20 protein-coding genes and 1 tRNA gene are annotated in these 24,318 nt (G+C 57.5%); 13 read left to right on the top strand and 8 right to left on the bottom strand.

The genetic code is table 11. From position 1 onward, the window contains the following. The first annotated feature begins 29 nt into the window (after positions 1 to 29). From BVH03_RS26505 to BVH03_RS22685, 5 genes are all read left to right on the top strand, one after another. Positions 30 to 188, top strand: a complete 159-nt coding sequence (locus BVH03_RS26505; protein ID WP_168175664.1) for a hypothetical protein — start codon at positions 30 to 32, stop codon at positions 186 to 188. A 1,819-nt stretch (positions 189 to 2,007) separates the two neighbouring features. Continuing rightward, positions 2,008 to 5,787 (top strand): hypothetical protein, encoded by a 3,780-nt coding sequence (locus tag BVH03_RS22670; RefSeq protein WP_075963297.1) that lies wholly within the window; start codon positions 2,008 to 2,010, stop codon positions 5,785 to 5,787. Between the two features lie 507 nt (positions 5,788 to 6,294). Further along, positions 6,295 to 8,028 carry a type I secretion system permease/ATPase gene (locus BVH03_RS22675; RefSeq protein WP_075963298.1) on the top strand — a complete coding sequence of 578 codons (1,734 nt, stop codon included), beginning with the start codon at positions 6,295 to 6,297 and terminating at the stop codon, positions 8,026 to 8,028. A gap of 18 nt (positions 8,029 to 8,046) precedes the next feature. Then, complete coding sequence (locus tag BVH03_RS22680; RefSeq protein WP_075963299.1) at positions 8,047 to 9,360, top strand: HlyD family type I secretion periplasmic adaptor subunit; 1,314 nt, start codon at positions 8,047 to 8,049, stop codon at positions 9,358 to 9,360. Positions 9,361 to 9,362: 2 nt separating this feature from the next. Continuing rightward, positions 9,363 to 10,703, top strand: coding sequence for a TolC family outer membrane protein (locus tag BVH03_RS22685; protein WP_075963300.1), 1,341 nt, complete (start codon positions 9,363 to 9,365; stop codon positions 10,701 to 10,703). Positions 10,704 to 10,748: 45 nt separating this feature from the next. Here the strand turns inward: BVH03_RS22685 and BVH03_RS22690 are convergent. Further along, positions 10,749 to 10,824: transfer RNA gene (locus BVH03_RS22690), tRNA-Thr, on the bottom strand. A gap of 69 nt (positions 10,825 to 10,893) precedes the next feature. Then, positions 10,894 to 11,733: a S1 RNA-binding domain-containing protein gene (locus BVH03_RS22695; RefSeq protein WP_075963301.1), complete on the bottom strand. Its 840-nt coding sequence runs from the start codon at positions 11,731 to 11,733 to the stop codon at positions 10,894 to 10,896. Positions 11,734 to 11,900: 167 nt separating this feature from the next. Between BVH03_RS22695 and BVH03_RS22700 the strand changes: the two genes are divergently transcribed. Together BVH03_RS22700 and BVH03_RS22705 are read left to right on the top strand one after the other, a co-directional pair. Continuing rightward, a complete protein-coding gene (locus BVH03_RS22700) occupies positions 11,901 to 12,092 on the top strand; it encodes a hypothetical protein (RefSeq protein ID WP_170833962.1) in 192 nt (63 codons plus the stop codon). Positions 12,093 to 12,333: 241 nt separating this feature from the next. Continuing rightward, positions 12,334 to 14,544, top strand: a complete 2,211-nt coding sequence (locus BVH03_RS22705) for an LTA synthase family protein (RefSeq protein WP_075963302.1) — start codon at positions 12,334 to 12,336, stop codon at positions 14,542 to 14,544. Positions 14,545 to 14,553: 9 nt separating this feature from the next. Here the strand turns inward: BVH03_RS22705 and BVH03_RS22710 are convergent, their stop codons facing one another. Then, complete coding sequence (locus BVH03_RS22710; RefSeq protein WP_075963303.1) at positions 14,554 to 15,273, bottom strand: ABC transporter substrate-binding protein; 720 nt, start codon at positions 15,271 to 15,273, stop codon at positions 14,554 to 14,556. 92 nt (positions 15,274 to 15,365) lie between these two features. After that, the gene (locus tag BVH03_RS22715; RefSeq protein ID WP_075963304.1) at positions 15,366 to 15,773 is read right to left on the bottom strand and encodes a transcriptional regulator; all 408 of its coding nucleotides are present in this window, start codon (positions 15,771 to 15,773) and stop codon (positions 15,366 to 15,368) included. Positions 15,774 to 15,926: 153 nt separating this feature from the next. On the opposite strand from BVH03_RS22715, the gene BVH03_RS22720 reads away from it, so the two are divergent. From BVH03_RS22720 to BVH03_RS22725, 3 genes are all read left to right on the top strand, one after another. Next, the gene (locus tag BVH03_RS22720) at positions 15,927 to 17,702 is read left to right on the top strand and encodes a S8/S53 family peptidase (protein ID WP_075963305.1); all 1,776 of its coding nucleotides are present in this window, start codon (positions 15,927 to 15,929) and stop codon (positions 17,700 to 17,702) included. Between the two features lie 77 nt (positions 17,703 to 17,779). Then, on the top strand, positions 17,780 to 17,941 hold the full coding sequence (locus tag BVH03_RS26510) for a hypothetical protein (protein ID WP_168175665.1): 162 nt from the start codon (positions 17,780 to 17,782) through the stop codon (positions 17,939 to 17,941). Between the two features lie 26 nt (positions 17,942 to 17,967). Beyond that, complete coding sequence (locus BVH03_RS22725; protein ID WP_075963306.1) at positions 17,968 to 18,204, top strand: hypothetical protein; 237 nt, start codon at positions 17,968 to 17,970, stop codon at positions 18,202 to 18,204. 38 nt (positions 18,205 to 18,242) lie between these two features. Here the strand turns inward: BVH03_RS22725 and BVH03_RS22730 are convergent, their stop codons facing one another. The 4 genes from BVH03_RS22730 to BVH03_RS22745 form a co-directional block, all read right to left on the bottom strand. Then, positions 18,243 to 19,592 carry a DEAD/DEAH box helicase gene (locus tag BVH03_RS22730; RefSeq protein WP_075963307.1) on the bottom strand — a complete coding sequence of 450 codons (1,350 nt, stop codon included), beginning with the start codon at positions 19,590 to 19,592 and terminating at the stop codon, positions 18,243 to 18,245. Positions 19,593 to 19,688: 96 nt separating this feature from the next. Beyond that, on the bottom strand, positions 19,689 to 20,591 hold the full coding sequence (gene rarD / locus BVH03_RS22735; protein WP_075963308.1) for an EamA family transporter RarD: 903 nt from the start codon (positions 20,589 to 20,591) through the stop codon (positions 19,689 to 19,691). A 190-nt stretch (positions 20,592 to 20,781) separates the two neighbouring features. Beyond that, the gene (locus BVH03_RS22740; RefSeq protein WP_075963309.1) at positions 20,782 to 21,381 is read right to left on the bottom strand and encodes an FMN-dependent NADH-azoreductase; all 600 of its coding nucleotides are present in this window, start codon (positions 21,379 to 21,381) and stop codon (positions 20,782 to 20,784) included. A 136-nt stretch (positions 21,382 to 21,517) separates the two neighbouring features. Beyond that, positions 21,518 to 21,832: a 3-phosphoglycerate kinase gene (locus BVH03_RS22745; RefSeq protein ID WP_075963310.1), complete on the bottom strand. Its 315-nt coding sequence runs from the start codon at positions 21,830 to 21,832 to the stop codon at positions 21,518 to 21,520. A gap of 74 nt (positions 21,833 to 21,906) precedes the next feature. On the opposite strand from BVH03_RS22745, the gene BVH03_RS22750 reads away from it, so the two are divergent. The 3 genes from BVH03_RS22750 to BVH03_RS22760 are packed head-to-tail and all read left to right on the top strand — an operon-like array spanning position 21,907 to position 24,211. Further along, positions 21,907 to 22,833: a LysR family transcriptional regulator gene (locus BVH03_RS22750; protein ID WP_075963311.1), complete on the top strand. Its 927-nt coding sequence runs from the start codon at positions 21,907 to 21,909 to the stop codon at positions 22,831 to 22,833. A gap of 5 nt (positions 22,834 to 22,838) precedes the next feature. Then, positions 22,839 to 23,651, top strand: coding sequence for an alpha/beta fold hydrolase (locus BVH03_RS22755; RefSeq protein ID WP_075963312.1), 813 nt, complete (start codon positions 22,839 to 22,841; stop codon positions 23,649 to 23,651). A gap of 5 nt (positions 23,652 to 23,656) precedes the next feature. Further along, on the top strand, positions 23,657 to 24,211 hold the full coding sequence (locus BVH03_RS22760) for a peptidylprolyl isomerase (protein ID WP_075963313.1): 555 nt from the start codon (positions 23,657 to 23,659) through the stop codon (positions 24,209 to 24,211). Positions 24,212 to 24,318: the final 107 nt, after the last annotated feature.

The raw sequence follows: 24,318 nt of genomic DNA on the forward strand, positions 1-24,318 counted from the left end.
AATGCAATATTTTCATGGAGGAGCAGATGATGAAGAAGCTTATCTCAGCATTGAGTGTTTCAGCCGCTCTGATGTTTTTTATGGGTCAGGCACATGCTGATTCGGGTTGTGGCTCTTATGAAGCTGCAGACGGTCCAGACCCAGGTAGTGCAGAGTTTCTAGATTGCCTCGATAGAGAGCATTTCTAGAATTGTTTTCTAAATAGCCTTTCGGCCCAACAGTTGCGTGGAGTCGTACACTGTTGGGGCGAAAGTCTTGCTAGATCAGACCGAATAACTAGCTGCCAGAAGCTTCAATAGTAAATACCAACTCTAAAACCCCAATATTTCTAAAAAGGAACTTCTCTACGAGTTCGAAATGGACGAGACCGCGTGGCAAAAGAGCTCAGGAGGAATGGTCTCGCGTGATGGAAGCTTTTCTGAATCATGAGATTTTTGAAAGTTACCCACCCAACAACGGAGATTCGGTCGAGATAGAACTAATCGAAATGCTTCCCAAGTTCGCTTCTTCCATAGCCTAGCGACAGGATAAGCTAGCAAATGGAACTTCTAGATAACGGAGTGGGTGCATACCGTGACTTCATACAACTCAGCTTATAATTTTATTCCGGGGCCTTTGGATAGAGGTATTCGGCTGACGTCCGCTGCTGGAGAGGTTGCTTCAGCTACTCGTGTTGGTTCCATGAATTCTGCGATGAAGGCAGTCGAACTTAATACCGCACGACCTCAAAGTTCAGTAGCAGATTCTTTTCAATCGGTAGAGAACACAGTCAACGGTACCTGGGTATTCTAGGGCGGCACTGCCAAACAACTCACTAAGGTTACGGTACATTTGGTCTCGGCTTTGATGTCGGTAACGCGAACTCGAATGCAAGAGTTGAGCTGGGCACAGACAGCCAAATCAAGTTACTGAGTTAGTCATGAGCACACTGGCCGATACCGCCGGTGCCGCGGTCGAAAGCGCAGGGAGAGCTATTGGCGAATACATATCTCCTCCAGCAGTTGAGATGATCGGCGCCATCGCGCTCCATCAGAATAGTAGCCCATGACTGGTTGAGTCGCTAAACGGCCTCGTAAAAGGACGTACGGGCTTGCTAATAAGCAGGTGCGCTATTGCAGATTTAGGCAAGCAGCATTAATGATACCGATCAAATAAAATAGTCATATTGGTCAGCCTTGACGTTCTAGAGCCAGTTATTGGGCGACCATCAGTCAGTATCTCGCTCGCCGTGAGTTAGAGGTTGGGTAGCTTGCGAAAAGACTGCGCACTCTAAGCCAGCGATAATTTTTGACGGCATGAATATATTCAATCCCGGAATAAATGTGAATCAACACGAGGCAAGGTATTTGCGTGGTTAGCCTTTTGCTCTGTTGTCAGGCCACATCAAACTCCCATATTCGATACGCCTTGCACTTGCGGCTTAATGTGGAAACAATTTTTCAAGCAGCTGTTTTTTTGAAAATCACACAGCGTGCAGGTTGTCGTGGAAGTGCCGATGAAAATTTGTCGTATTCTGTATTTAGAATAAGTTATCAAAGGCGCTAGGCAATCAATCATCTTGTTTGGCATCCGCCACCGGCGCAGCCACTTTCAGATTATAAGTTTTACTGGGACCGCTGGAGCGAGTGCCGTCGCGATTATCCAGATTCAAATACCAGGCTCGCCTACCGGTGTTTGAAAGCAAATGCTTGCCCCAATGCACTTGCCGACTGTCATGAACAGACAGCGTGGCAGTTGCGCTATTTGATTACAACTTTAGCGGCTAAAAAGCAATATCCTAAAAATATACTAAATTTTTCGACATCCTAAATGCTGCTTTAACACCCCTGCGCATCGGATGATGAATTTAAAGTTCGTGACTTACCTGCAAATAAGTAAACATGGAGAGCAATGGTAGAAACAGACATTCAGCTTTCATAGCGTTATCAGCAGCTTGAGCGATACGGACATGCCCTATTGGACACCTGTCACAGGTTCAATAATACCGACTTTTTAAAGGATGGTCACATGGATATTAAAGAAACACACGCTACTATCAACTACCTCGATAACCTAGAAAAGAAACTGAATTCTGATTCTCTTCTATTAGGTCGTATTAAAGGAGTCGTTGGAGACGACCCAGTAGTCCTTGTACCCGGCCCATGGAACAATAAAACCAAAACTATTGATCTCAACAAAGTATTCAATAATGCTGAAAGTGTCGAGGGAGTAAAAGCTTTAATCAAGCACTACCATTTATCTCCAAGTGCTGACAACAGCGTCTATGACGAAGTATCTACCGTCGTTCTCAATGCACTGCTTCAGAAGGCATCGGAAATAGAGGCTCTCTCGCAGCAAGCGGGTAAACTGAAAAATTATCTGGCTACTACTAGTACATCTCAACCTAGCGCAGCTGAAATCAAGAGCATTCAGGCGATCGTTTCAGCTGTCTCTACAGCCAAAAGCGAAAGCCTCGCGATGCTCAAGGTGAGTGAGGGTCGGGATGCACAGGTGGCTATACGAGATGCTTCAAATATTAACGCTGCACTGACAGAAATTGTGGCAACCAACAAAAACGTATACAAGGATTTTTTGAACGAAAAAGTACTGTTACCTGTAACCTATGCGCATCAGGCCAGCGTCGACAACACCAGTAAATTTCGAGATTTTACCGCCTCGGAGCTAATAAAATCGATTCACTTGGATATTCGGCAAAAACTCAATGCAGAAGCGGGGTCCGTTAGTTCAAAACTCGACTCAGCGTTAAAGCGCTGGTTGTCAGACACCGAGCAAAAATATGGAAATAAAGCATTCGATGACTTCAATAAAAAGACACTTGATCATCTTCAGAGCAACGGTCACTCGATCAGCGCGGCTGAAAAAGAACAAGTGACGCTGGCTAATCAAACTATCTGGTTTCACACGCTATTTAATGACAGGCTAAATAATCTTGGTGATGTGATCAACAGCAATCACATTTATCAAGACGTGCTCGCTAACGAACTCAAATATGCAAGTGCCTACAAATTTTCCGCTGCCCTTGCGAAATCAATCACAACATTGAGTACACTCCCGAACTCGATCGCTGCAGCTATAGAGGACAGCTCAGCAAGCAACGTTATTTCTGCGGTTAAGTATGCGTCAGACGCATTGAACTTTGCTCGCGGCCAACAAATGGATATGTTCCTGTCAAAGAAAGAACAAGGCGTTTATTTTGCAAAGCTGAAAGAGGATGCCATTAATTTCAAAAGCCAGCTAGACGCTGGTGTTCTCGATATCAAGGCCCCTATCAAAAGCGCACTGACTAACGAAAAGCGATATGATGTAAATCTAGCAAGCGAATTATCCCCTAAGCTTCGAAACTTTTATTATTCTGAACTTGCAAATAAAGAAGCATGGCACCTTGGAAATGGCAAGGACGCATTGATCAAACTGGGCAAAAATCCGTTCGCTTTCACCTCAGACATCCTTGCAATTTCTAAAGATATTTATGGTTTGTCTACAAAAACTGATGATTATTCAACAGTGCTCAACTCCCTTACACTTGCCGCAGATGTGTCATTCCTTGCCGGTGATGCGTTAGGGCTCATCGAGGGGGGCGGAAAGTTCATTGCGCCGGTAGCGAAGGGGTTGAATGCTGTCGGCTCAGTAATTTTTGTAGGTCTCTCTGTTGCTGACATAGTCCAGGTCGCTAATAAGTACGGTGGCGACTATTCTAGTCGACAGTCACAATACGATCTGGGTGGGGCGATTGTAAATATGACTGCATCCGTAGCGGCAGTTGCTGCTAGTGTTGCGTTTCCGCCAGCCGCTTTGGCTCTTTTAGTGATACCTGATTTTCACTCCATTGGCGTGGCTTTAGATTTGCAGGATGAAATAGATCGTCAAAGATCCTTGGGTCATGAATCCACCGCCCAAGTACTTGAGGTTGCACACACAAATGCGGCACTAGACTCTACGCCCCTGATCAATTGGTTTTCTAGCATTTATAGAAACAATTTCACTGGAAAAATTGATGCGCTTCAAAACTCTCAAGCTTGGCAAGATAACCACGTAAAAGAAATTATTAGGGACATGGATAGGGATGTGCGTCCAAAGTTGATTGCCATGAAGAACCAGGCAGGGCTGGATCAAGTTGAGTTCGTTGCCCTCTCTAACCATTCTTTTTCAAATCTGTTGAGTTCCGCCCAGGACCAAGAGAAGTTTGGGAATTTTTATCTTGCGCGATACTCGAGCAGCGGTGAGCCATCTTACCAAAAAGCACATGATGGCTCGAATCCAAACTGGGCCGCAATACAATATTCAGGGGATTATTTTCATAAAAAAAATGTACTGGTACTCATAGATATTCCGCCTCTTGCTGAAATTAAACACCCTGCAGGCGAACTTCTAAGCGGTCGGCTGGATATTTATTCAAGAAATTTAACTGAGGATTCGAACACCACCCTTATTATAAACAAAGCTGCTAAAGAAATTTCTCCTTATAACGCCATGTTTGACTTGTACCTCCAGCACCATGGCTCCCACAACGCCACAGTCACTTATAAGTTTGATGTCGATTATTTGATTCACTCAGACAAAATTCATTTACTTACCGCTGGGTACTCTGACGGTGGCCCTTTACAGGTGTTGGATTTCAGCGGAGCGGATTTACATAACCCGGAATTACCCGATGACCATACTATGGATTTTCCTAGTACAGATCTGAAGGATTTTGACATCGTCAAAGGGCCAGTGGTCTTTGACAGCCGATGGGAGGACTCCTTCTGGGTAAATTTAGAAGAGTTCAACGGCACCTATGTCTCGTATGGGCACAGTAATTTATTCCTCAGAAACTCTAACGCTACTGTTTATTCAGGCCTGCATGATGAGGTCACTTTTGAAGGCAGTGACGGCACTGTCTTTTTAAAAGATATGCCTAAAAGTATTTCGGGTTCTGAACCTTCGGCGGGTTCGACGGTTTCTGCATCTCCTTTGACTAGGGAAGTAGCTTTCGTAGACGGGACTCTAGCCTATAAGGGGAGCGCTAATACCGTTACAGCCAATGGGTTTGCGAATTTCGTAGGCACTCATTTTGATGACAAGATAGTGATTGATGGCAAGCAGGGCATTCAAACTATCTCGACAGGGGGTGGTCATGACCAAATTCACCTGAAAAACTACACCAGTAATCAAAATGTGTCCGTTTTTTCATCGAGCGGAAGCTTTAGTGCCTCTCTCAATGACGTATCTAATGCTTCGCTTTATATGGGAGGCACTAAGGATCATGACGCAGTTGCGCTTATTGATGGGTATTCCCCTTTTACAACTATCGTGTCCTCCGCAGAAAAAAGCACGGTAAAAAACACACCATTGGCTCAGTCCTATTCTCAATCAATTGGTTTCCAGGGTGACGCTGAGAAGTCCCTTGATTATTACTCTGGACTGGGTGGGGCAACGTTCTATATTGATAATAACGTGACGCTCAATTATTTGGATAACGCCAAGCGTACATTCGACACTAAATTCATCGTAGATGATTTGAGCAACTACAGCCTTTCAACTACGTTTGTCGACCTGGGCGCTGCCAAAAATGATTACATTAAGGGGTCTATGAAAACCTCCAATTTTCTTGAGTACCTGGGCGGCAACGGTAAGACTACTGACCAGTTAGTTGTCAACTACTCCCTGGCCGATGTCAAGCATGGCAGTACGATTAATATTTTCAGCAACTCGGTAGCCGAAGCACCATTGGTACTGGCAGATGGATTGGGCCATGCGATTCAAATAGGCCTGGCAGCCTCCGGGGGAGACTATTACTTATCGTAGTTTTAGACGTCGTTTGATAAGTGGTACGTATTACCGATGAGTGAAACCCGAAGCTTTCGCAGGAATGCGTAAGCTTCGGGTCGGTGACTTACAAAGGCTTCATTTGCTGCATGGCTCTTCCCGCGTGTCACTGCTTTTTCCCATGGCTCTTAAACGCTCTGATGCTTTTAATGGCAGTGCCTACCCTAAGGGATAGGTTTAATAAGGATGTTTCCATTGGCTAAAAACGATATCAGGCAAAAAACCCAGCCTTTGATTATTTGGACAAGGCTTGATCCTGACAACGCGCCACCATGATTTTGACTCAGCGCCGGACAATACAACATAAGGTAGATTCGGGCTTTGCTTACTGCGTCGAGCTTTACCGGTCAAGGCTTGCCATATAAAAACTGCTTGTCCAGTGTTTGAGTATTTTTCCGCTGTAATCGAGGTCACTGCGGGATTAAAAATTCGGTCTCGCGCTATGCTTTTGCAAAGAAGAAACATTCATATCGTAATAAGGAATTAATGTATATGACGGCTCCTAAAGCGATGTCTCCATTACTTGGGGCATTGGCAGACTACAAGGGCATATTGACGTCTGTCGGGTGCTTCACCGCATTGATTAATTTATTGATGCTCGTTCCGTCCATTTACATGCTGCAGGTTTATGATCGTGTGCTGTCCTCTCAAAATGAAACCACCCTGGTAATGCTGACGCTCTTGGTCGTGGGTTTCTTCGCATTTATCGGGCTTTTGGAAGTGGTCCGTAGTTTTGTCGTCATTCGCATCGGCAACAAGCTGGAGCGGCGTTTCAATTTGCGGGTATACAAGGCCGCATTCGAACGAAACTTGCAGCATGGCTCAGGGCATGCCGGGCAGTTCTTGGGCGACCTCACCGCCATTCGCCAATTCGTCACCGGGCCCGCGCTCTTCGCGTTTTTCGATGCGCCGTGGTTTCCGATCTACCTGTTGGTAATTTTCCTCTTCAATGTGTGGCTGGGCGTACTGGCAACGGTCGGAGCCGTGCTATTGATCGTTTTAGCCTGCCTGAATGAGTACCTGACAAAAAAACCGTTGGGACAAGCAAATACCTTCTCCCAGCAGTCCATTCAACTGGCGACGAGTCACTTGCAAAATGCCGAGACGATTCAAGCCATGGGTATGCTCAGCGCGTTGCGCAAGCGCTGGTTCGGCGTGCACTCGCAGTTCCTGTCCTTTCAGAACAAGGCCAGCGATACCGGCTCGATAATGAGCTCCCTGAGTAAATCCCTGCGCCTCTGCTTGCAATCTTTGGTGCTAGGGCTTGGCGCGTACTTGGTGATCAAAGGGCAGATGACCGCCGGCATGATGATAGCCGGTTCAATCCTCATGGGCCGGGCGCTCAGCCCTATCGACCAGCTAATTGCGGTGTGGAAGCAGTGGAGCTCGGCCAAGCTCGCTTACCAGCGGCTCGATGGATTGCTGCGCGAATTCCCACCAAAAGACAGCCAGATGGCGTTACCGGCCCCCGAAGGCCACATCAATCTCGAGAATGTCAGCGCCGGGCCGCCGGGTCGGGGCGGGGCGACTTTACATCAAATCAGTTTTGACCTGGCTGCAGGCGAAGTGCTTTGCGTGCTCGGGGCATCAGGTTCGGGTAAGTCCACCTTGGCGCGGGTATTGGTGGGCGTCTGGCCAACCCTGGGCGGCACGGTACGCTTGGATGGCGCCGATATTCATCAATGGAGCCGCAATGACCTTGGCCCTGAGATTGGTTATTTGCCGCAAGACATCGAGCTGTTCAGTGGCAGCATTGCCGACAACATTTCGCGCTTCACCCAAAATGACCCAGAAAAGGTGGTCAGCGCAGCGCGTCAGGCTGACGTGCATGACTTGATCCTGAGCCTGCCTCAGGGCTACGACACGTTACTCGGCGACGCTGGCGGCGGTCTGTCCGGTGGCCAGAAACAACGGGTGGCCCTGGCGCGCGCATTGTATGGCGCGCCACGCTTGATCGTACTCGATGAGCCCAACTCCAATCTCGACAGCGTGGGTGAAGCGGCACTGGCCCGCGCTATCGAGCAGATGAAGACGCAGGGCAGCACCGTGGTTCTGGTTACGCATCGTACTTCCACATTGGCCCAAGCCGACAAGTTGCTGGTGCTCAACGCCGGTCGCGTGCAAGCGTTTGGCCCCAGCCAAGACGTACTGAAGGCGTTGTCCGCCCCCCCGGAAATACAAAGGCCTAAGACCGGCGTGAGTTTCAGTCGTCAGTATTGAGTGGGAGGGGAAAGGGATATGAGCAAGATCAAGTTCAATCGAACGTACAAACAGCGAAATGCCATTTTCTTCGTGCGCATGGGTTGGTTGATGACTGTCGTCGGTGCCGGCGGTTTTTTTCTATGGGCCAGCATTGCGCCATTGGATCAGGGTATTCCGGTGCAGGGTACGGTCGTGGTTTCGGGTAACCGTAAGGTGGTTCAAACCTTGAGCCCAGGTGTGGTCAGTCGAATTCTGGTGCGTGATGGCGAAGCGGTAAAACAGGGCCAGGCGTTGTTTCGCCTGGACCAGACGCAAAACCAAGCCAGCGTGCGATCGCTGCAAGCTCAGTACCGGCTCGCCTGGGCAAGCTTGGCACGTTGGCAAAGCGAACGTGACAACCAAGACACCCTTATATTTCCATCAACTTCAAACATTGAGCCGGACCCGGCGCTGGTACTGGTGATGGATGATCAGCGCCAGCTATTCAGCAGCCGCCGCGAGGCGTTCGCACGTGAACAGGCCTCCATTCGTGCCAACATCGATGGTGCAACCGCGCAGCTAAGTGGCCTAAGGCGCGCTCGGGTTGCTCTGACAGCTCAGGAGCAATCCTTGCGCGAGCAGATCAGCAGCCTGTCATCACTGGCTGACAACGGTTATATCCCACTCAACCGCCTAAGGGAGTTTCAGCGTCAGCTTTCTCAGGTCGAAAAGGACCTAGCGCAAACTATCGGCGAAAGCGGGCGCTTGGAACAGGGCATCATTGAATCGCGTCTCAAACTGGAGCAGTACCTAGAGGAATATCAGAAAGAAGTGCGTGGTCAGTTAGCCGAGGCGCAGTTACGCACACTGACGCTAGAGCAACAACTAACGTCGGCCAAGTTCGATTTGCAGCACAGTGAAATTGATGCACCTGCCGACGGAATCGCATTGAATCTGCGAGTGCATACCGAAGGCGCCATTGTTCAAGCCGGCGAAACCTTATTGGAGATCGTGCCCCAAGGTACCCCCCTGGAAGTGGAGGGAAGGCTGCCGGTGAACTTGGTGGATAAGGTCGGCACCCACTTGCCGGTTGATATTCTATTCACCGCCTTCAATCAAAACCGCACGCCGCGTGTGCTAGGTGAGGTCAGTCTGATCTCCGCCGACCAAGTGCTCGACGAAAAGACAGGCGTTTCATACTACATGCTCCGCGCCAGTGTCAGTGAAGAGGCTCTGCAAAAACTCCATGGCTTGGTGATCAGGCCGGGGATGCCTGCAGAACTGTTTGTACGTACGGGGGAGCGGTCATTGCTCAATTACTTGTTCAAGCCGCTGCTGGATCGCGCCAGCTCAGCGCTGACGGAGGATTGAGTATGAGACTTCTCTTTATCCTGCTGTGGCTGGTGTGCGGCAGCGCCAAAGCCGTCATGGGGCCTTTCGATGTGTACGAACAGGCACTGCGCAACGACCCGGTGTTCCTGGGCGCCATCAAAGAGCACAAAGCCGGTCTTGAGAATCGTGCTATCGGCCGCGCGGGTCTGATGCCGAAGCTATCCTATAACTACAACAAGGGTTACAACGACTCCGAGGCGCGACTACCCGATGGACGCGGCGGCACCTACCGTGACGACCGCAACTACAGCAGCTTCGGCTCTACCTTCAGCCTGCAACAGCCACTCTTTGACTATGAAGCGTATGCCAACTATCGCAAGGGGGTGGCCCAGGCGTTGTTCGCCGATCAAAGATTTCGCGAAAAAAGCCAGGCTCTATTGGTTCGCGTGCTGAGTTACTACACCCAGGCGCTGTTTGCGCAAGATCAGATCGACATGGCCAGAGTCAAGAAAAAGGCTTTCGAGCAGCACTTTCAGCAAAATAAGCATTTGCTCCAGCAAGGCGAGGGCACTCGCACCGATATTCTTGAAGCCGAATCGCGCTACGAGCTCGCTATCGCGGAAGAAATCCAGGCCCTCGACGAGCAAGACGCCTCGCTGAGAGCGCTAGGCTCTTTGATTGGCGTGCAAAATATAAACATCGAGGACTTGGCCCCACTTGACGACGACTTTTCCGCCCTGATCTTGACTCCCGCCAGCTATGACACTTGGCACAAGATGGCGGTCGAGAACAACCCGGTTCTGGCGTCGGAACGCCACGCCTTGGAAATAGCGCGGCATGAGGTGGAGCGCAACCGCTCCGGGCATCTGCCGAAAGTCACGGCCTACGCCACCTCACGCAAACAGGAGTCGGAAAGCAGCAACACTTACAACCAACGCTACGATACCAACACTATCGGCATCGAAATCAGTTTGCCGCTGTATGCCGGTGGTGGTGTTTCAGCATCCACACGACAGGCAAGTTATGCCATGCAGCAGGCCGAGTACGAGCTTGAGGGCAAGACCCGCGAAATCCTGATCGAGCTGCGCCGTCAATTCAGTGCCTGCCTCTCCGGTGTGAGCAAGCTGCGCGCCTATCAAAAGGCGTTGGTAGCTGCTGAGGCGCTGGTACTCTCGACCCAGCAGAGCATTCTGGGTGGTGAGCGGGCCAATCTTGATGCGCTGAACGCCGAGCAGCAGCTTTACAGCACTCGCCGCGATCTGGCCCAGGCCCGCTACGACTACCTGATGGCCTGGACCAAACTGCACTACCACTCAGGCAATCTTCAAGCTGCTGACTTAGCAAAGCTGGACGACGCTTTTTTCACGAGAAGTCCGCAATAGGTGCATAAGCGATCAACACGGAATCGCGCAACTTATTGTTCTATATGGTGCCGGAGACAGGAATCGAACCTGCGACCTTCGCGTTACGAGTGCGCTGCTCTACCGACTGAGCTACACCGGCGGGGCTCGCATTATTGGCAAGCGCCGCGTGCCGCTCAAGTGCTTTTCGCGGCGCCTGCCCGTCGTGCGGTTACTTCAGCAGTTCGATGCGCTCGTCATGGATGCGGATCAGGCCCTGCTTGTAGAGGCCGCCGATGGCCTTCTTGAAGTTGCCCTTGCTGACCCGGAACATCGCGCTGATGCGTTCCGGCGAGCTCTTGTCGCTCAGCTCCAGCATGCCGCCGCTGTCCCGCAGGCGCTGGAGAATCTGTTCGCCAAGGCTGTCAGCCACTTGCTGGCCGACCGGCTGCAAGCTGAGGCTGATCTTGCCGTCACTGCGCATGTCCTTGATGAAACCCGGCTGGCGGATACCGCCACGCATGAAACCGATCACCTCGTTCTTGTGGATCAGGCCCCAGTGCTTGCCATTGATGATCGCCTTGAACCCCATGTCTGTCGGCTCGACGACCAGCAGGTCGACTTCGTCGCCGCTTTGGTAGGTCGCCGGCACCTTGTCCAGATAGCGGTCCAGGCGCGCGGTGGCGGTGATACGGCGGCTGCGCTTGTCGACGAACACGTGCACCACGCAATAGTCGCCGATCTGCAGCGGACGCTTTTCTTCCGAATGGGGCAGCAGCAGGTCCTTGGGCAGGCCCCAGTCGAGAAACAGGCCGACGCGGTTGATGTCGACGACCTTGAGGCTGGCGAATTCGCCGACCTGCACCTTGGGCTTGTCGGTGGTGGCGATCAGCTTGTCTTCGCTGTCCAGATAGACGAATACGTTGAGCCAGTCGTCCACCTCGCTGGGCGTGTCCTTGGGAATGTAGCGTTTGGGCAAGAGAATCTCGCCGTCCGCCCCGCCGTCCAGATACAGACCGAAGTCGGTGTGCTTGACGACCTGCAAGGAATTCATACGTCCGATAACAGCCATGGTACCTACCCTCGTTTTCAGCCAGGCAGTGTACCCGACTCCTCGCTGGGAAGCCCGGACGTGCAGCAGCGAGTAGGCAGGTGATCAGCCCATTGGTCATCGAATGAACAGCTGAGCGCCCAGCGGTGATACAATGGGCGGCCATCTTGATGACTCGAGTAGGCAATATGACCGTCATGCGCGTCAAAGCATCCCACAGCAAAGCCAAACCTGCCCCGGCAGTGGAAACCAGTGAATCGATCGACGCTCAGGTAGCGGCGTTCCTCAAGTCCGGCGGCAAGATCCAGGAGATCGCCAAGGGCGTCAGCGGCCAGACCAATGGTCCTGCCAGCCGCCATATCACTATTTCCAAGAAGTAATTTCGTTTGTATCGACCTGCAGCGCCCGATACCGGGCGCCAGGTCGGCAGCCTCCCCGTCCCCTCGCCCGTCCGGGCAATGATTTGAACGACTTATTTCGCGTCTTCAGCGCTTGTCGCTGGCGATGAGCACACGCATGTTTCAAAATGATGTCAGTCGCTTTTTCAGCACTCAACCTTCGCCCCAGCCGTGAAGGCACGCTGAAAACCATCGTCTGTCGATCATCGTTTAAGGAAGATACGTGCGCGTTCTCAGCCCCTGGCTGCAGCGGCCGGCCAGTGTTCAATTGGTACTGGGTGTCCTGTTCATTGCATTGCCGCTGCTCAGCCGCTATACGCTGGGCTGGTCCCATCCGTTCGGTTACCTCTCCGACCTGGCCATTGGCAGCCTGCTGTTATGGCTAGCGCTGCGTAGTCGCCTGCTGTTGGGCATTCCGCTGGCATTGATCTGGGTGGTGCTCAACCAGGGTACCGTCGAGCTGGTCAGCGCCGTGGGCCGCATGCCCGAGCCGGCTGACCTGCATTACCTGACCGACGCACAGTTTCTCAGCCATTCGACCCAGGGCGGTGGCCTCACTCACCCCTGGCTGGCAGGCGCTTCCATCGCCGCCGCCTTGGCGTTCCTCATCCTGCTCGGCGCACGCCCGCAGGTGCGTAAACCATCGGCGGCCTGGCTGTTGGCCCCTCTGGCGCTGCTCACCGCCCACGCCGCCTTCCAGTACCGTAGCCCAAGCGAAGCCGACCAGTGGGTGCAGTTCAACCTGCCGCACAAATGGCTGGCTGAAGGCATCAGCGTCGCTCAGCTGGGCGTCGACGACTGGATGACCCGCGGCCAGCCCAACAGCCCACCGGACATCAGCGGCCTCACCCGCCTGGACATGGACGGCACGCCGCTGCTGGCCGAACCAGGCCGCGCCCGCAACGTGCTGATCATCACCCTGGAAGGCATCCCCGGTGCCTATCTCGACGCCAGCCGGCGGGCCATCGGCAGCAGTTACCAGGATGACCTGATGCCGCGCCTGAGCGCCTGGGCCGAGCGCGGCATGCTCACCAGCGACTACGTTCTGCATGCTCACCAGACCATTCGCGGGCTGTACGCCATGCTTTGTGGCGACTATGACAAACTGGCTTCGGGCACCCCCAAGGGCATCGAGCTGCTGGGCAATGCCGAGCGCGCCGCCCAGTGCCTGCCGGCGCAACTGCGCGACAACGGTTTCAGCACCCATTTCCTGCAGGGCGCCGGGCTGCGCTTCATGGCCAAGGACCAGATCATGCCGCGCATGGGCTTCGACAAGACCCTGGGCCGCGACTGGTTTCGTAATACGCCCTACCTCGACTTCGCCTGGGGCATGGACGACAAGGCCTACTTCGAAGGCGCGCTGAGCTACGTCGACGGCCTGCGCAAGCAGAAGGCGCCCTGGATGCTGACCCTGCTCACCGTCGGCACCCACCAGCCCTACTCCGCGCCGGACGACTACCTGGCCCGTCACGCCAGCGCCAAGCAGGCAGCCATCGCCTACCTGGACGACGCCATTGGCGATTTCCTCGACGCCCTGCAAGAACGCGGCGTGCTCGACGACACCCTGGTGGTGGTGACCTCGGACGAATCCCACGGCATCGAGAACGTGCGCCTGGCGTCGGCCTGGGGCTTCAACCTGATGCTGGCGCCTGAGCAGGCGCAACTGCCTTCGCTCAAGAACGGCGTCTACGGGCACATCGACCTGACCGCCTCGGTGCTCGACTACCTGGCCCTGCCGCTGCCGGCGAGCATCGCCGGGCGCTCGATGCTGCGCGATTACAGCCATGGCCGCCAGATCATTTCCTACACCAACGGTTTGCTGCGCGAGCATGATGGCCGGGGCACGTTGACCGAGTGCAACTTCCAGCAAGTTTGCCGGCGCTATGCCAGCCCGGGATTCATCGCTGAACAGGCCGAATACCTAGGCCGCGTCAGTGGCAAACCGGCGCGCCAGGTGAGCCTGCGCGCCGAATTGCTGGATCGTTCGCTCAGTGATGGCCAGGGCAACCAGCTGCTGCAGTTCGCCAGCAACGAGCGTATTCGCCTGCGAGCCACACCGGGAGACGACTGGGCCGACAACTTGATCGGCGCCCAGTATCTGGAGCTGCCCAAGGGCACCCAGACCCGCGTGACCCTGAAGATCAACGCGCTGAAGATGAGCGAAGCTGGCGCCACGCTACGCCTGAAGACCAAGGAATTCGACCGTGACGTGCTGATCAACGTCCCGGAGATACCACGACTGAAAAAAGGCCGGCCGGTGGAACTGAGCTTCACCTTCGACAACCTGGACACCCGTAAGGCGTTCTCCTTTCACCTGACGGGCGAAGGCAAGGGCTCCATCGAAATCGCCGATTTCAGCGTCGAGACACGCCCAATGGAGACCGAGATGCTGGCCGCCACCCTCGAAGGAGAGGCAGAAGAAACCACCCAATGATGGGGCGGTTCAGTACATGGCGTAGCGGCGTTCGATTTCCCGGTATTCGCCGCTGGCGATGATGTCGGCCAGGCCCTGATCGAAGCGATCGCGCATCGACTGGTCACGCAGCCCCAGCTGATAGGGCGTGGGGGGGAACAACGGGTATTCGGTGATCGGCTGGCTGACGTCCACCTGGCGGTAAACCTCGCGGTTGAAGTAGCGCAGGATTCGCCGTTCGGCGATCACCACCTCCACCCGGCCGCTGTACAGAAAGCGGTTGCGGGCGATTTGCTGGGCCTCCTCGTGATAACGCGGGTTGGCCTCGGCCATGCGCTGGAACTCCTCGCCCAGCAGCACCCGTGCGCGCTGGAAGGCGCGCACCGAATGCTTGCTCAGGTCAGCGATGCGCTCGATTCGATAATCGCGCGAAGTCAGGGCGACTGCCACGTTGTGGTAGCGAATGTAGGGCTGAGAGTAAAAGCTCGTCACACCGCCTTGCAGGCGCGTGGTGGCGATGCCATCGAGTTCACCACGGCTGAACGCTCGGTGCAGGCGCTCCATCGGCGCGTACGAAGGCACGACGGTGATGCCCGATGCACGGGCTGCAGCGACCACGATGTCGTACTCGATGCCGCGCTGCTCGCCTTCGAAGATATAGGGCGGCTTGTGCGTGCCAAAGCCGATCCTCAGCTCGTCGGCCGCGACGTTGGTCGCCAACAGCAGCAGTCCGATTGCCCACCATCTCATTGCACGACCGCCCCCACCACGTCGACCTAACCGGTGCCCCGGCAAACCAGGGCATCAGCGTACAGTTTACGCGGCCAGGGCACAGGTGGGTATCAGACCAGCGTCGCCTTGGGCGCCAGCCCATCGAACACCTCGGGCGTCAGCGCTGCCAGGCCCTGGCCATCGAGTACCTCGCGCGGGTGTTGCTCACCCGGGAAGGTGCTGTCGATCATGCTCAGCAACTGCGCACCGCGCGGGGTGAGGACGAAATTCTCGCCGTTGCCGCCCTCTTCTTCGGGGCGCGGCGCGATGAAACCGCCCTTGAGCAGCGTGGCTTCGTAATCGTCGGCCTGCGCCTTCAGTGAATCGACGTTGTCGATCGGCTTGCCAGCCTGCTGCAAGGCGTCGGCCAATTCCTCGGCGCAGCGGCGCGGCACGAATGGCTGGCCCGCACCACTCTGCACTGCGTGCAGCATGCGCTCGACAAGATCCCAGTTGTGAGTGTGCTGATGAGTCGTCATAGCCTCGTCTCCCTTCTGTTCGGCGCCACGAGCGCCCGTGAAGGTGTGACGTCAGCGCCACGAACAAGGTTCGGGCTATCTGCCGAACGCGGCCTGAACCAAGGCCTGCGCCGCCAGTCTGAGGCGCATCTCCCTGTACAAAGGATGTTCGCCATGCTCCGCCAGCCCCTGCTGCGCCCCGTTTTCAGCGCTCTGCTCGTGGCAAGCATCGCGCCATCGGCACTGGCGGCCGAGCCGTTGCGGCTCAAGCACTTGTATCGCTGCGAAGACGTGCTCGATACCCAGCGCCAGACCTTCTGCCTGACGACACGCGGGGTGGCCGACGGCGAGCTACAGGTGCTGCTCGATGGCAAGCCGCTGCCGGCCAGGGCCGTGAAACGAGAGGATGGGCTGCGCATCATCCTCGATAGCAAGGGCTACGAGAGCGGCCCGCTGTGGCTGAAACAGGGCGACGAGGTAAGCAACCCGGTGTGGCTGTCGATGGCCGGCAGCCACGTGCTGGCCGCCAAGCCGGGTGAAGTGGCCAAGAACATGGACGGCCTCAACACCTACGTCGATCTGGTCAGCGTGGTCATCGAGGAAGATGCCCACGGCCTGGATACGGCCAAGGCGCTGGCCAAGAAATATGGCGCCGAAGTGGTCGGCGCCATCGCGCCGCTCAACACCTACCAGTTGCGCCTGCCGGCCAAGGATCTGGTCCAGCGTGACGCCATGGTGCTGCGCCTGGGCAGCGAGCTGAGCGTGGACGCCGTGGTGGTCGAGGAATCCTCCGCCGAGGAGCAGGAGGCATCCGTCGGCACCAGCAGGGAGGAGCAGTTGGGCGAGGAGGAATGGGCCGCCAATCGCTTCGTAGATGCGGTCAACTACTACCAGCGACGCATTCCGTCCAAGCGTTCGCCCATCACCACGGAGCCGGTGCGCATTGGCCTGATCGAGCGCAACGTCGACTTCGACGCGCCGGATTTCAAGGACTACCTGGGCGCCGCCGAACGTCAGGGCAACACGCCCCACACCCGTCTGTACAGCCGCGATGCCGACAAGCCAGATGGCCACGGCTCCACCGTGGCGGGCATCCTGGCGGCGCGCTGGGACGATGGTGGCAACACCGGTTTCCTGCGCGGGCTGGATGGCGCCGGGCCGGGCTTCGAGGTGATCGTCGACCGCAACTCGGACGCCGGCATCACCGCCAACATCGCCGCCTCGGTCAACCTGGTCGAGGACGGCGTGCGGGTGCTGAACTGGAGCTGGGGCATCCACCGCATCGGCGCGAAGAACATTCACGGCGACGAGATCGACTCGCTGGTGCGTTCGGGCGTGGCCATGAGCGGTTACGAAGAGCTGCTCGAGGAATTCTTCCTCTGGCTGCGCCGCGAGCACCCGGATGTGGTGGTGATCAACTCGGCCGGCAACGGTGCCTCGTTTTCCGGTGCCGACGACTATCGCCTGCCCTCCTCGTTCGTCACCGAGCAGCTGTTCGTGGTTGGCGGGCACCAACGCAGCGATCGCCAGGATGTTGCCGTGGACGACCCGGCGTACGTGAAACGGCGCAGCTCGTCGAACGTCGACACCCGCGTGGACATCACCGCCGCCGCCTGCGTACGCGCCTCCACGGCTGAAGAGAACCAGCAGGGCAGCGTGCATTGCGGCACCTCCTATGCCACACCGCTGGTGGCCGGCGTGGTGGCTTCGCTGATGTCGATCAACCCTGATCTGCACCCCGATCAGCTACGCATGCTGCTGCGCCGCAGTGCCATGACCATCGGCGAAGAATTCGATTTCGAGCCCACCGACGCCGATGACCTGACCGCGCCGATCCTGCCATCGGAACGCGGCTTCGACCTCAATGACAAGGACATCGGCCACTCCGCCCGGCTGGACATGCAGAAGGCGCTGGACCTGACCGTGCGAAGCCTGAACAACAAGCAGTAGACCAAAGCCCTGAACATTCACCGCTGGCAGGCACTCAACCGCTCGGAAATGACCCTGCAAAGTGTGAGGATTGAAGCATGATCAAGCACATTGCGCCGCTATGCGGCCTGACCTATTACAGGCCGATGAAAAATGTAGGCGAGCAAGCCAGTGCAAGGCAAAAACAGCCGAAAAAGCGCAGTTTACGTGCTGTAAATGAGCATTTTGAGGCTGTTTTTAACGCAGCAATGGCGACGTAGGTAGTTTTTCAACGGCCTGTTACGGCATGGGCAAGGAACCGGCCTGCACGGCCGACGAGGCGACCGCCAAGGCCCAGGAGCTGGCGGCCAAGATCGAAGAAATTACCCAGCGCGATCCACAGCGGGCCGCGGTACTACGCGAGGAGCTCAAGCAGGCGAAGCCCGAAAGCAGCGGCCAGCACGCCACCGATTGCGATGCTTACGACCAGCGTCTCCAGCAGTTGCAAGAGATCGGCGGAGAGGTCGAGGAACAGGTGCAGTGACGGTCACCGGCAATGGCTACCGGTGACCGAAGCAATCATCAGGCGTCGGTCGACGGCGCCTTGCGCTTGAGCGGCGCCAGGCCGTCCTGGCTGACCAGGCCTGCATCGCTCTTCGGCTTGTTCACCGTGTTGCGCTTGGCCGGGGTTTTAGTCGCGGGCTTCTTGGCGATCTTCTTGCCGGTTTTCGGGTCGACCTTTTTCTTCTTGGTGCCAGCGGCCTTGCCGGACGCCTTGAGGTTCTTCGGCCCCTGGTAGCTACCCTTGAGTTCCTTGACGGTACGTTTCTCGAAACGCTGCTTGAGGTAGCGCTCGATGCTCGACATCAGGTTCCAGTCGCTGTGGGTGATCAGCGAGATGGCCAGGCCTTCGGCGCCGGCCCGACCGGTACGCCCGACGCGATGCACGTATTCGTCACCGGAGCGCGGCATGTCGAAGTTGATCACCAGGTCCAGCCCTTCGACATCCAGGCCGCGGGCGGCCACGTCGGTGGCGACCAGCACCTTGACGGCGCCCTGACGCAGGCGGTCGATGGCCAGTTTGCGGTCCTTCTGGTCCTTCTCGCCGTGCAGCACGAAGGTCTTGAATTCCTTGGCCACCAGCTTGCCGTACAGGCGGTCGGCCTGGGCGCGGGTATTGGTGAAGATGATCGCCTTGTCGTAGGTCTCGTTGCTCAGCAACCACTCGACCAGCTGTTCCTTGTGGTAGTTGTGGTCGGCGGTGATGATCTGCTGGCGGGTGCCCTCGGCCAGTTCGCTGACGCGGTTGAGCTGCAGGTGCGTGGGCTCGCGCAGCACCTTGGCGACCACCTCGCGCAGGCCGGCGCCACCACTGGTAGCGGAGAACAGCAGGGTCTGATGCTCGCGGTCGCACAGTTCGGCGAGGCGCTGCACGTCTTCGGCAAAGCCCATGTCGAGCATGCGGTCGGCCTCATCGAGCACCAGCACCTCGACGTCTTCGAACAGCAGGTTGCCGGCGTTGGCATGCTCGATCAGGCGCCCCGGCGTACCGATGACGATATCGATCTTGCGCAGCATGGCGGCCTGCACCTTGAAGTCTTCGCCGCCGGTGATCAGCCCGGCCTTGATGAAGGTGTACTGGGCGAAGCGCTCGACTTCCTTGAGCGTCTGCTGGGCCAGCTCGCGAGTCGGCAGCAGGATCAGCGCACGCACGCTGACCCGCGCCTTGGAGCTGCCGTCGCCAAGCAGGCGGTTGAGCATGGGCAGCACGAAGGCGGCGGTCTTGCCGCTGCCGGTCTGAGCGATCACCCGCAGGTCCTTGCCCTCCAGCGCTGGAGGAATCGCAGCGGCCTGCACCGGGGTCGGCTCGGTGAATTTGAGCTCGGCCACGGCTTTGAGCAGGCGTTCATGCAGGGCAAATTGGGCAAACACGGGGCAACCTCGATGCAAATGCTAAATCAGCCGCATAGGTTACCGCGTTCGCGCCTCGGGGCCGAATGCTTTCTCTCGCCGCCTCGCCGAAAGCCGTCAGGCCACGGTCTGCATGCGTCGCTGCTTGAGCAGCAAGCGCCCGCTGTCCCACCCCACCAGCACTACTGCCACCCAGATCGGCAGGTAGGTCAGGAACTGGTCCGGATCGAATTGCTCGCCCAAAAACAGCAGGCTGACGGTGAACAGCAACATCGGCTCCACATAGCTGAGGATGCCGAACAGGCCCAGGGGCAGCAGCCGCGACGAGGCCATCATCGCCGCCAGGGCGATGGTGCCCAGCAGCGCCATGCCCGGTACCAGCCACCATAGGCGTGGATGCTCGGCGAACATGCCAGCCGGCGCCCAGTAGAGGATCAGCCAGATGGCCAGGGGCGCCATCACCAGCATCTCCAACACCAGGCCCGGCAAAGCATCCAGGCGCATCCAGCGGCGCAGCATGAAATACGGCGGATAGCCCAGGGCAGTGACCAGCGTGACCCAGGAAAACGCCTGGGATTGCCACAGTTCGTGCAGCACGCCGGCAAAGGCGCACGCCACGGCGAGCCGCTGCAGCGGGCGCAGGCGCTCGCCGTAGAACACCCGGCCGGCCAGCACCATGGCCAGCGGCAGCAGGAAATAACCCAGGGAAACGTCGAGCATGTGCCCGGTCAACGGCGCCCATACGAACAGAAACCACTGCAGGCCGATCAGCGCCGCGGCGATCGGCAGCGCCGCCAGCAACAACGGCTCGCGGCGCAGGCGCTGCAGGGCGCCGAGCAACAACGGCCATTGACGCAGCAGGGTGAGCAGCAACAGCACCGCCGGGATCGACCAGAGCACGCGCTGGGCGAACACCTGGAAACCATCCAGCGGCGTGAGCATCTGCACGTAGCCGGGAATCAGGGCGAACAGCATCGAGGCGCTGACAGAGAACAGCACGCCGGGTCCGGAAAGCGTCATCGCGCACCTCGAGGAATAGGAAAGTCGCCCCATGGTTCAGCCTATCAGGCAGCCGCGCAGTTGCGGCGGCGACGGCGTGCGCAGATACGCGAGCGCCGCTCGCATGAACGGGCGGCGCACCATAACGGTTCGCCGGCCAGCAGACAATCCACGCGAGCGCCCCGGCGCAGAAAGGCCAGGTGCGATGCGATCAGACGAGTTCGGCGATTCGCTGCCGGGCCGCCTCGATGCCACGGGCCATGAACGCTTCCCCCAGGTTGAGCCCCTCGGCGAGGATGACGTTGACGTCATGAATACCGACGAAGGCCAGCAACTGGCGCAGATAGGGTTCCTGAAAGTCCTGGCTGCCGCCAGCGTAGATGCCGCCACGCGTGCATAGCACGAACGCGCGCTTGCCGTTCAGCAACCCCTGGGGACCATTCTCGCCGTAGCGAAAGGTCACGCCGGCGCGCAACACATGGTCGAACCAGGCCTTGAGCGTGCCGGGAATGCTGAAGTTGTACATCGGTACCGCCAGCACCAGCACATCGGCGGCCAGCAGCTCGTCGGTCAGTGCATTGGCGCGCTGCAGGGCCTCACGCTCGGCCCTGCCATGCTGCGCGGCGGGACGTGTCCAGGCGCCGAGCAAGGCGCTGTCCAGATGGGATGGCGGTTCGGCAGCCAGATCCCGTCGACAGATGCGATCAGTGGGATAGCGCTCGCGCCAGCACGCCACGAAGTGCTCGGTGAGCTGCCGCGACACCGAACCCTGCTGGCGTATGCTGCTGTCGATCACCAGTAATTGGGCCATGGGCTCGCTCCATCGAAGGCAGTCATAACGATGGTCGCGAGGTTAGTAAGCTGGTATCCGATGAAAAAGCGTAATTATCCGCTTCTAACTATCGATGAAGTTGATTTGTCCCGCGCCTGCCCATAGGCTGGAGACGTTATTGAGGCTCGCAGTTGAGCTGCACCCGCAGGCGAATGATGCTGCGCGCGAATTTCACGGTGAGATTGCCGCTCTGCCCGGCTGCCAGCTTCACGCTGCGGGTGCGCGGCGCCTCGGGGCCATTGCGAAACACCGCCTTGCAGGAAGCGGCCTGCTGACCGTAGTTCTGCACTAGCACGGCGGCCATGTTGTGATCGATTTCCTGAGTGCTCGCCGAGACCTCGGCGCCGTTGAACTGTTTTTCCAGTTCGATGGGATAGGCTTGCGCCGCCAGTGGCAAGCAGGCGATCAGCGCACAGCAGAGTTTTTTCATGGCCAGCCTCCAAGGTGAGCCTCCAGTTTAGAACCACAGCCGGTCCATGCACAGCCGCTGGTGAAGGAGATCAAATGAAGGCTCCACGCGTAACCCTCGATCAATGGCGCACGCTGCAGGCCGTGGTCGATCACGGCGGCTTCGCCCAGGCGGCCGAGGTGCTGCATCGCTCGCAGTCGTCGGTCAGCTACACGGTCGCGCGCATGCAGGAGCAGCTGGGCGTACCGCTGCTGCGCATCGATGGCCGCAAGGCAGTGCTCACCGAAGCCGGTGACGTGCTGCTGCGCCGCTCCCGGCAATTGGTCAAGCAGGCCAGCCAGCTCGAAGACCTGGCGCACCACATGGAACAGGGCTGGGAAGCCGAAGTGCGCCTGGTGGTCGACGCCGCCTATCCCAGCGCACGGCTGGTCCGGGCGCTGACCGCTTTCATGCCGCAAAGCCGCGGCTGCCGGGTGCGCCTGCGCGAAGAAGTGCTGTCCGGTGTCGAGGAAGTGCTCAAGGAAGGCGTCGCCGATCTGGCGATCAGCGGCTACAACATCCCCGGCTTTCTCGGCTCGGAAATGAGCCCGGTGGAATTCATCGCCGTGGCCCATCCCGATCACCCGTTGCATCGCCTGCAGCGCGAACTCAATTTCCAGGACCTTGAAACCCAGATGCAGGTGGTGATTCGCGACTCCGGGCGCCACCAACCCCGCGATGTCGGCTGGCTCGGCGCCGAGCAGCGCTGGACCGTGGGTAGCCTGGCCACTGCGGCGACCTTCGTCGGCAGTGGCCTGGGGTTTGCCTGGCTACCGCGCCATATGATCGAGCGTGAACTCAAGGATGGCCTGCTCAAACCGCTGCCGCTGGACAAGGGCGGCAGCCGCAAGCCGGTGTTCTTTCTCTACGCCAGCAAGGACAAGGCCCTGGGCCCGGCCACACAGATCCTTACCGACCTTATCCAGCGTTTCGATGCCGCGCCACTCAACGCCGCGTTCGGCGCGCCCGCTTCGCCAGACTGAATCCAATGCCCTATTTCGAGCATCGCGGCTGCCGGCTTTTCCATGAAGAGCATGGCCAGGGCACGCCGGTACTGCTGATCCACGGCCTGGGCTCGAGCACCCTGGATTGGGAGCTGCAGGTGCCCGCACTCGCCGCGCACCATCGGGTGATTGCCCTGGACGTACGCGGCCACGGGCGTTCCGACAAGCCTCGCCAGCGCTACCGCATCGCCGACTTCGCAAAAGATGCCGCTGCGCTGATCGACCATCTGCAGCTGCCCCCGGTGCATCTGGTCGGCATTTCCATGGGCGGCATGATCGGCTTCCAGCTGGGCGTCGACCATCCGCAGTTGCTGCGCAGCCTGACCATCGTCAACAGCGCCCCTGAGGTAAAAGCGCAGAAACCCTCCGACTACCTGCAGATCGCCAAGCGCTGGACGCTGGCCCGGGTACTGAGCCTGGACGCCACCGCCAGGGCCCTGGCACGACTGCTGTTTCCAAAGCCGGAACAAGCCGAACTGCGCCGCAAGGTCGAGGCGCGTTGGCCGCGCAACGACAAACACGCGTACCTGGCCAGCCTCGACGCCATCATCGGCTGGGGCGTACGTGAACGCCTGGCGCTGATCACCTGTCCTACCCTGGTGATCAGCGCCGACCGCGACTACACGCCGGTCGCACTCAAGCAGGCCTATGTCGACGAACTGCCCGACGCCCGCCTGCTGGTGATCGAAGACTCACGTCATGCCACACCGCTCGACCAGCCTGAACACTTCAACCGCAGCCTGCTTGCCTTTGTGCGGGAAGTCGAAAACACTGCCGCCACCTCATCCAAGGATTAGACCCAATGCTGAAGAAACTCGCCCTCACCGCCTGCTCGCTGTTGTTCACCGCCCACCTGATGGCCGCGGAAAACCCCACCGTTCTGCTGACCACCAGCCTGGGCGATATCGAGGTACAGCTCGACGAGCAGAAAGCGCCGATCAGCACCCAGAACTTCCTCGCCTACGTGGACAGCGGCTTCTACAAGGGTACCGTGTTTCACCGTGTGATTCCGGGCTTCATGGTCCAGGGCGGGGGCTTCGACGAAAACATGCGTCAGAAGCAGACCAAGGCGCCGGTCAAGAACGAAGCCGACAACGGCCTGCACAACGTGCGCGGCACGCTGGCCATGGCCCGCACCCAGGTGCGCGACTCGGCAACCAGCCAGTTCTTTATCAACCACACCGACAACTCCTTTCTCGACAACGGCTCGCGCGACTTCGGTTACGCCGTGTTCGGCAAGGTGACCCGCGGCATGGAAGTGGTCGACCGCATCGCTCAGGTGCGCACTGCCAATCGCGCCGGCCAGCAGAACGTACCGGTCGATCCAGTGGTGATTCTCGACGCCAAGCGCCTCTGATACTGCTACCCTCCCCCCTGTAACCCACGTGCCCAGGCGCGTGGGTTCACCGCAGAGCCCCGCGCTCTCGCCCGTCGGCTGCCTCGCCATTGCCCGACTCTCGCCCG

Origin of the sequence: Pseudomonas sp. PA15(2017), from assembly GCF_001945395.1 — a bacterium.
Classification (GTDB): domain Bacteria; phylum Pseudomonadota; class Gammaproteobacteria; order Pseudomonadales; family Pseudomonadaceae; genus Aquipseudomonas.

What these genes read in the sequence shown, in the direction of transcription:
- BVH03_RS22755 (WP_075963312.1), top strand. Translation starts at nt 22,839, where the DNA reads ATGCCCTATTTCGAGCATCGCGGCTGCCGGCTTTTCCATGAAGAGCAT.
- BVH03_RS22760 (WP_075963313.1), top strand. Translation starts at nt 23,657, where the DNA reads ATGCTGAAGAAACTCGCCCTCACCGCCTGCTCGCTGTTGTTCACCGCC.
- BVH03_RS22740 (WP_075963309.1), bottom strand. Translation starts at nt 21,381, where the DNA reads ATGGCCCAATTACTGGTGATCGACAGCAGCATACGCCAGCAGGGTTCG.
- BVH03_RS22700 (WP_170833962.1), top strand. Translation starts at nt 11,901, where the DNA reads ATGACCGTCATGCGCGTCAAAGCATCCCACAGCAAAGCCAAACCTGCC.
- BVH03_RS26510 (WP_168175665.1), top strand. Translation starts at nt 17,780, where the DNA reads ATGATCAAGCACATTGCGCCGCTATGCGGCCTGACCTATTACAGGCCG.
- BVH03_RS22680 (WP_075963299.1), top strand. Translation starts at nt 8,047, where the DNA reads ATGAGCAAGATCAAGTTCAATCGAACGTACAAACAGCGAAATGCCATT.
- BVH03_RS22685 (WP_075963300.1), top strand. Translation starts at nt 9,363, where the DNA reads ATGAGACTTCTCTTTATCCTGCTGTGGCTGGTGTGCGGCAGCGCCAAA.
- BVH03_RS22695 (WP_075963301.1), bottom strand. Translation starts at nt 11,733, where the DNA reads ATGGCTGTTATCGGACGTATGAATTCCTTGCAGGTCGTCAAGCACACC.
- BVH03_RS22745 (WP_075963310.1), bottom strand. Translation starts at nt 21,832, where the DNA reads ATGAAAAAACTCTGCTGTGCGCTGATCGCCTGCTTGCCACTGGCGGCG.
- BVH03_RS26505 (WP_168175664.1), top strand. Translation starts at nt 30, where the DNA reads ATGAAGAAGCTTATCTCAGCATTGAGTGTTTCAGCCGCTCTGATGTTT.
- BVH03_RS22715 (WP_075963304.1), bottom strand. Translation starts at nt 15,773, where the DNA reads ATGACGACTCATCAGCACACTCACAACTGGGATCTTGTCGAGCGCATG.
- BVH03_RS22670 (WP_075963297.1), top strand. Translation starts at nt 2,008, where the DNA reads ATGGATATTAAAGAAACACACGCTACTATCAACTACCTCGATAACCTA.
- BVH03_RS22720 (WP_075963305.1), top strand. Translation starts at nt 15,927, where the DNA reads ATGCTCCGCCAGCCCCTGCTGCGCCCCGTTTTCAGCGCTCTGCTCGTG.
- BVH03_RS22750 (WP_075963311.1), top strand. Translation starts at nt 21,907, where the DNA reads ATGAAGGCTCCACGCGTAACCCTCGATCAATGGCGCACGCTGCAGGCC.
- BVH03_RS22725 (WP_075963306.1), top strand. Translation starts at nt 17,968, where the DNA reads ATGGGCAAGGAACCGGCCTGCACGGCCGACGAGGCGACCGCCAAGGCC.
- rarD (WP_075963308.1), bottom strand. Translation starts at nt 20,591, where the DNA reads ATGACGCTTTCCGGACCCGGCGTGCTGTTCTCTGTCAGCGCCTCGATG.
- BVH03_RS22710 (WP_075963303.1), bottom strand. Translation starts at nt 15,273, where the DNA reads ATGAGATGGTGGGCAATCGGACTGCTGCTGTTGGCGACCAACGTCGCG.
- BVH03_RS22675 (WP_075963298.1), top strand. Translation starts at nt 6,295, where the DNA reads ATGTATATGACGGCTCCTAAAGCGATGTCTCCATTACTTGGGGCATTG.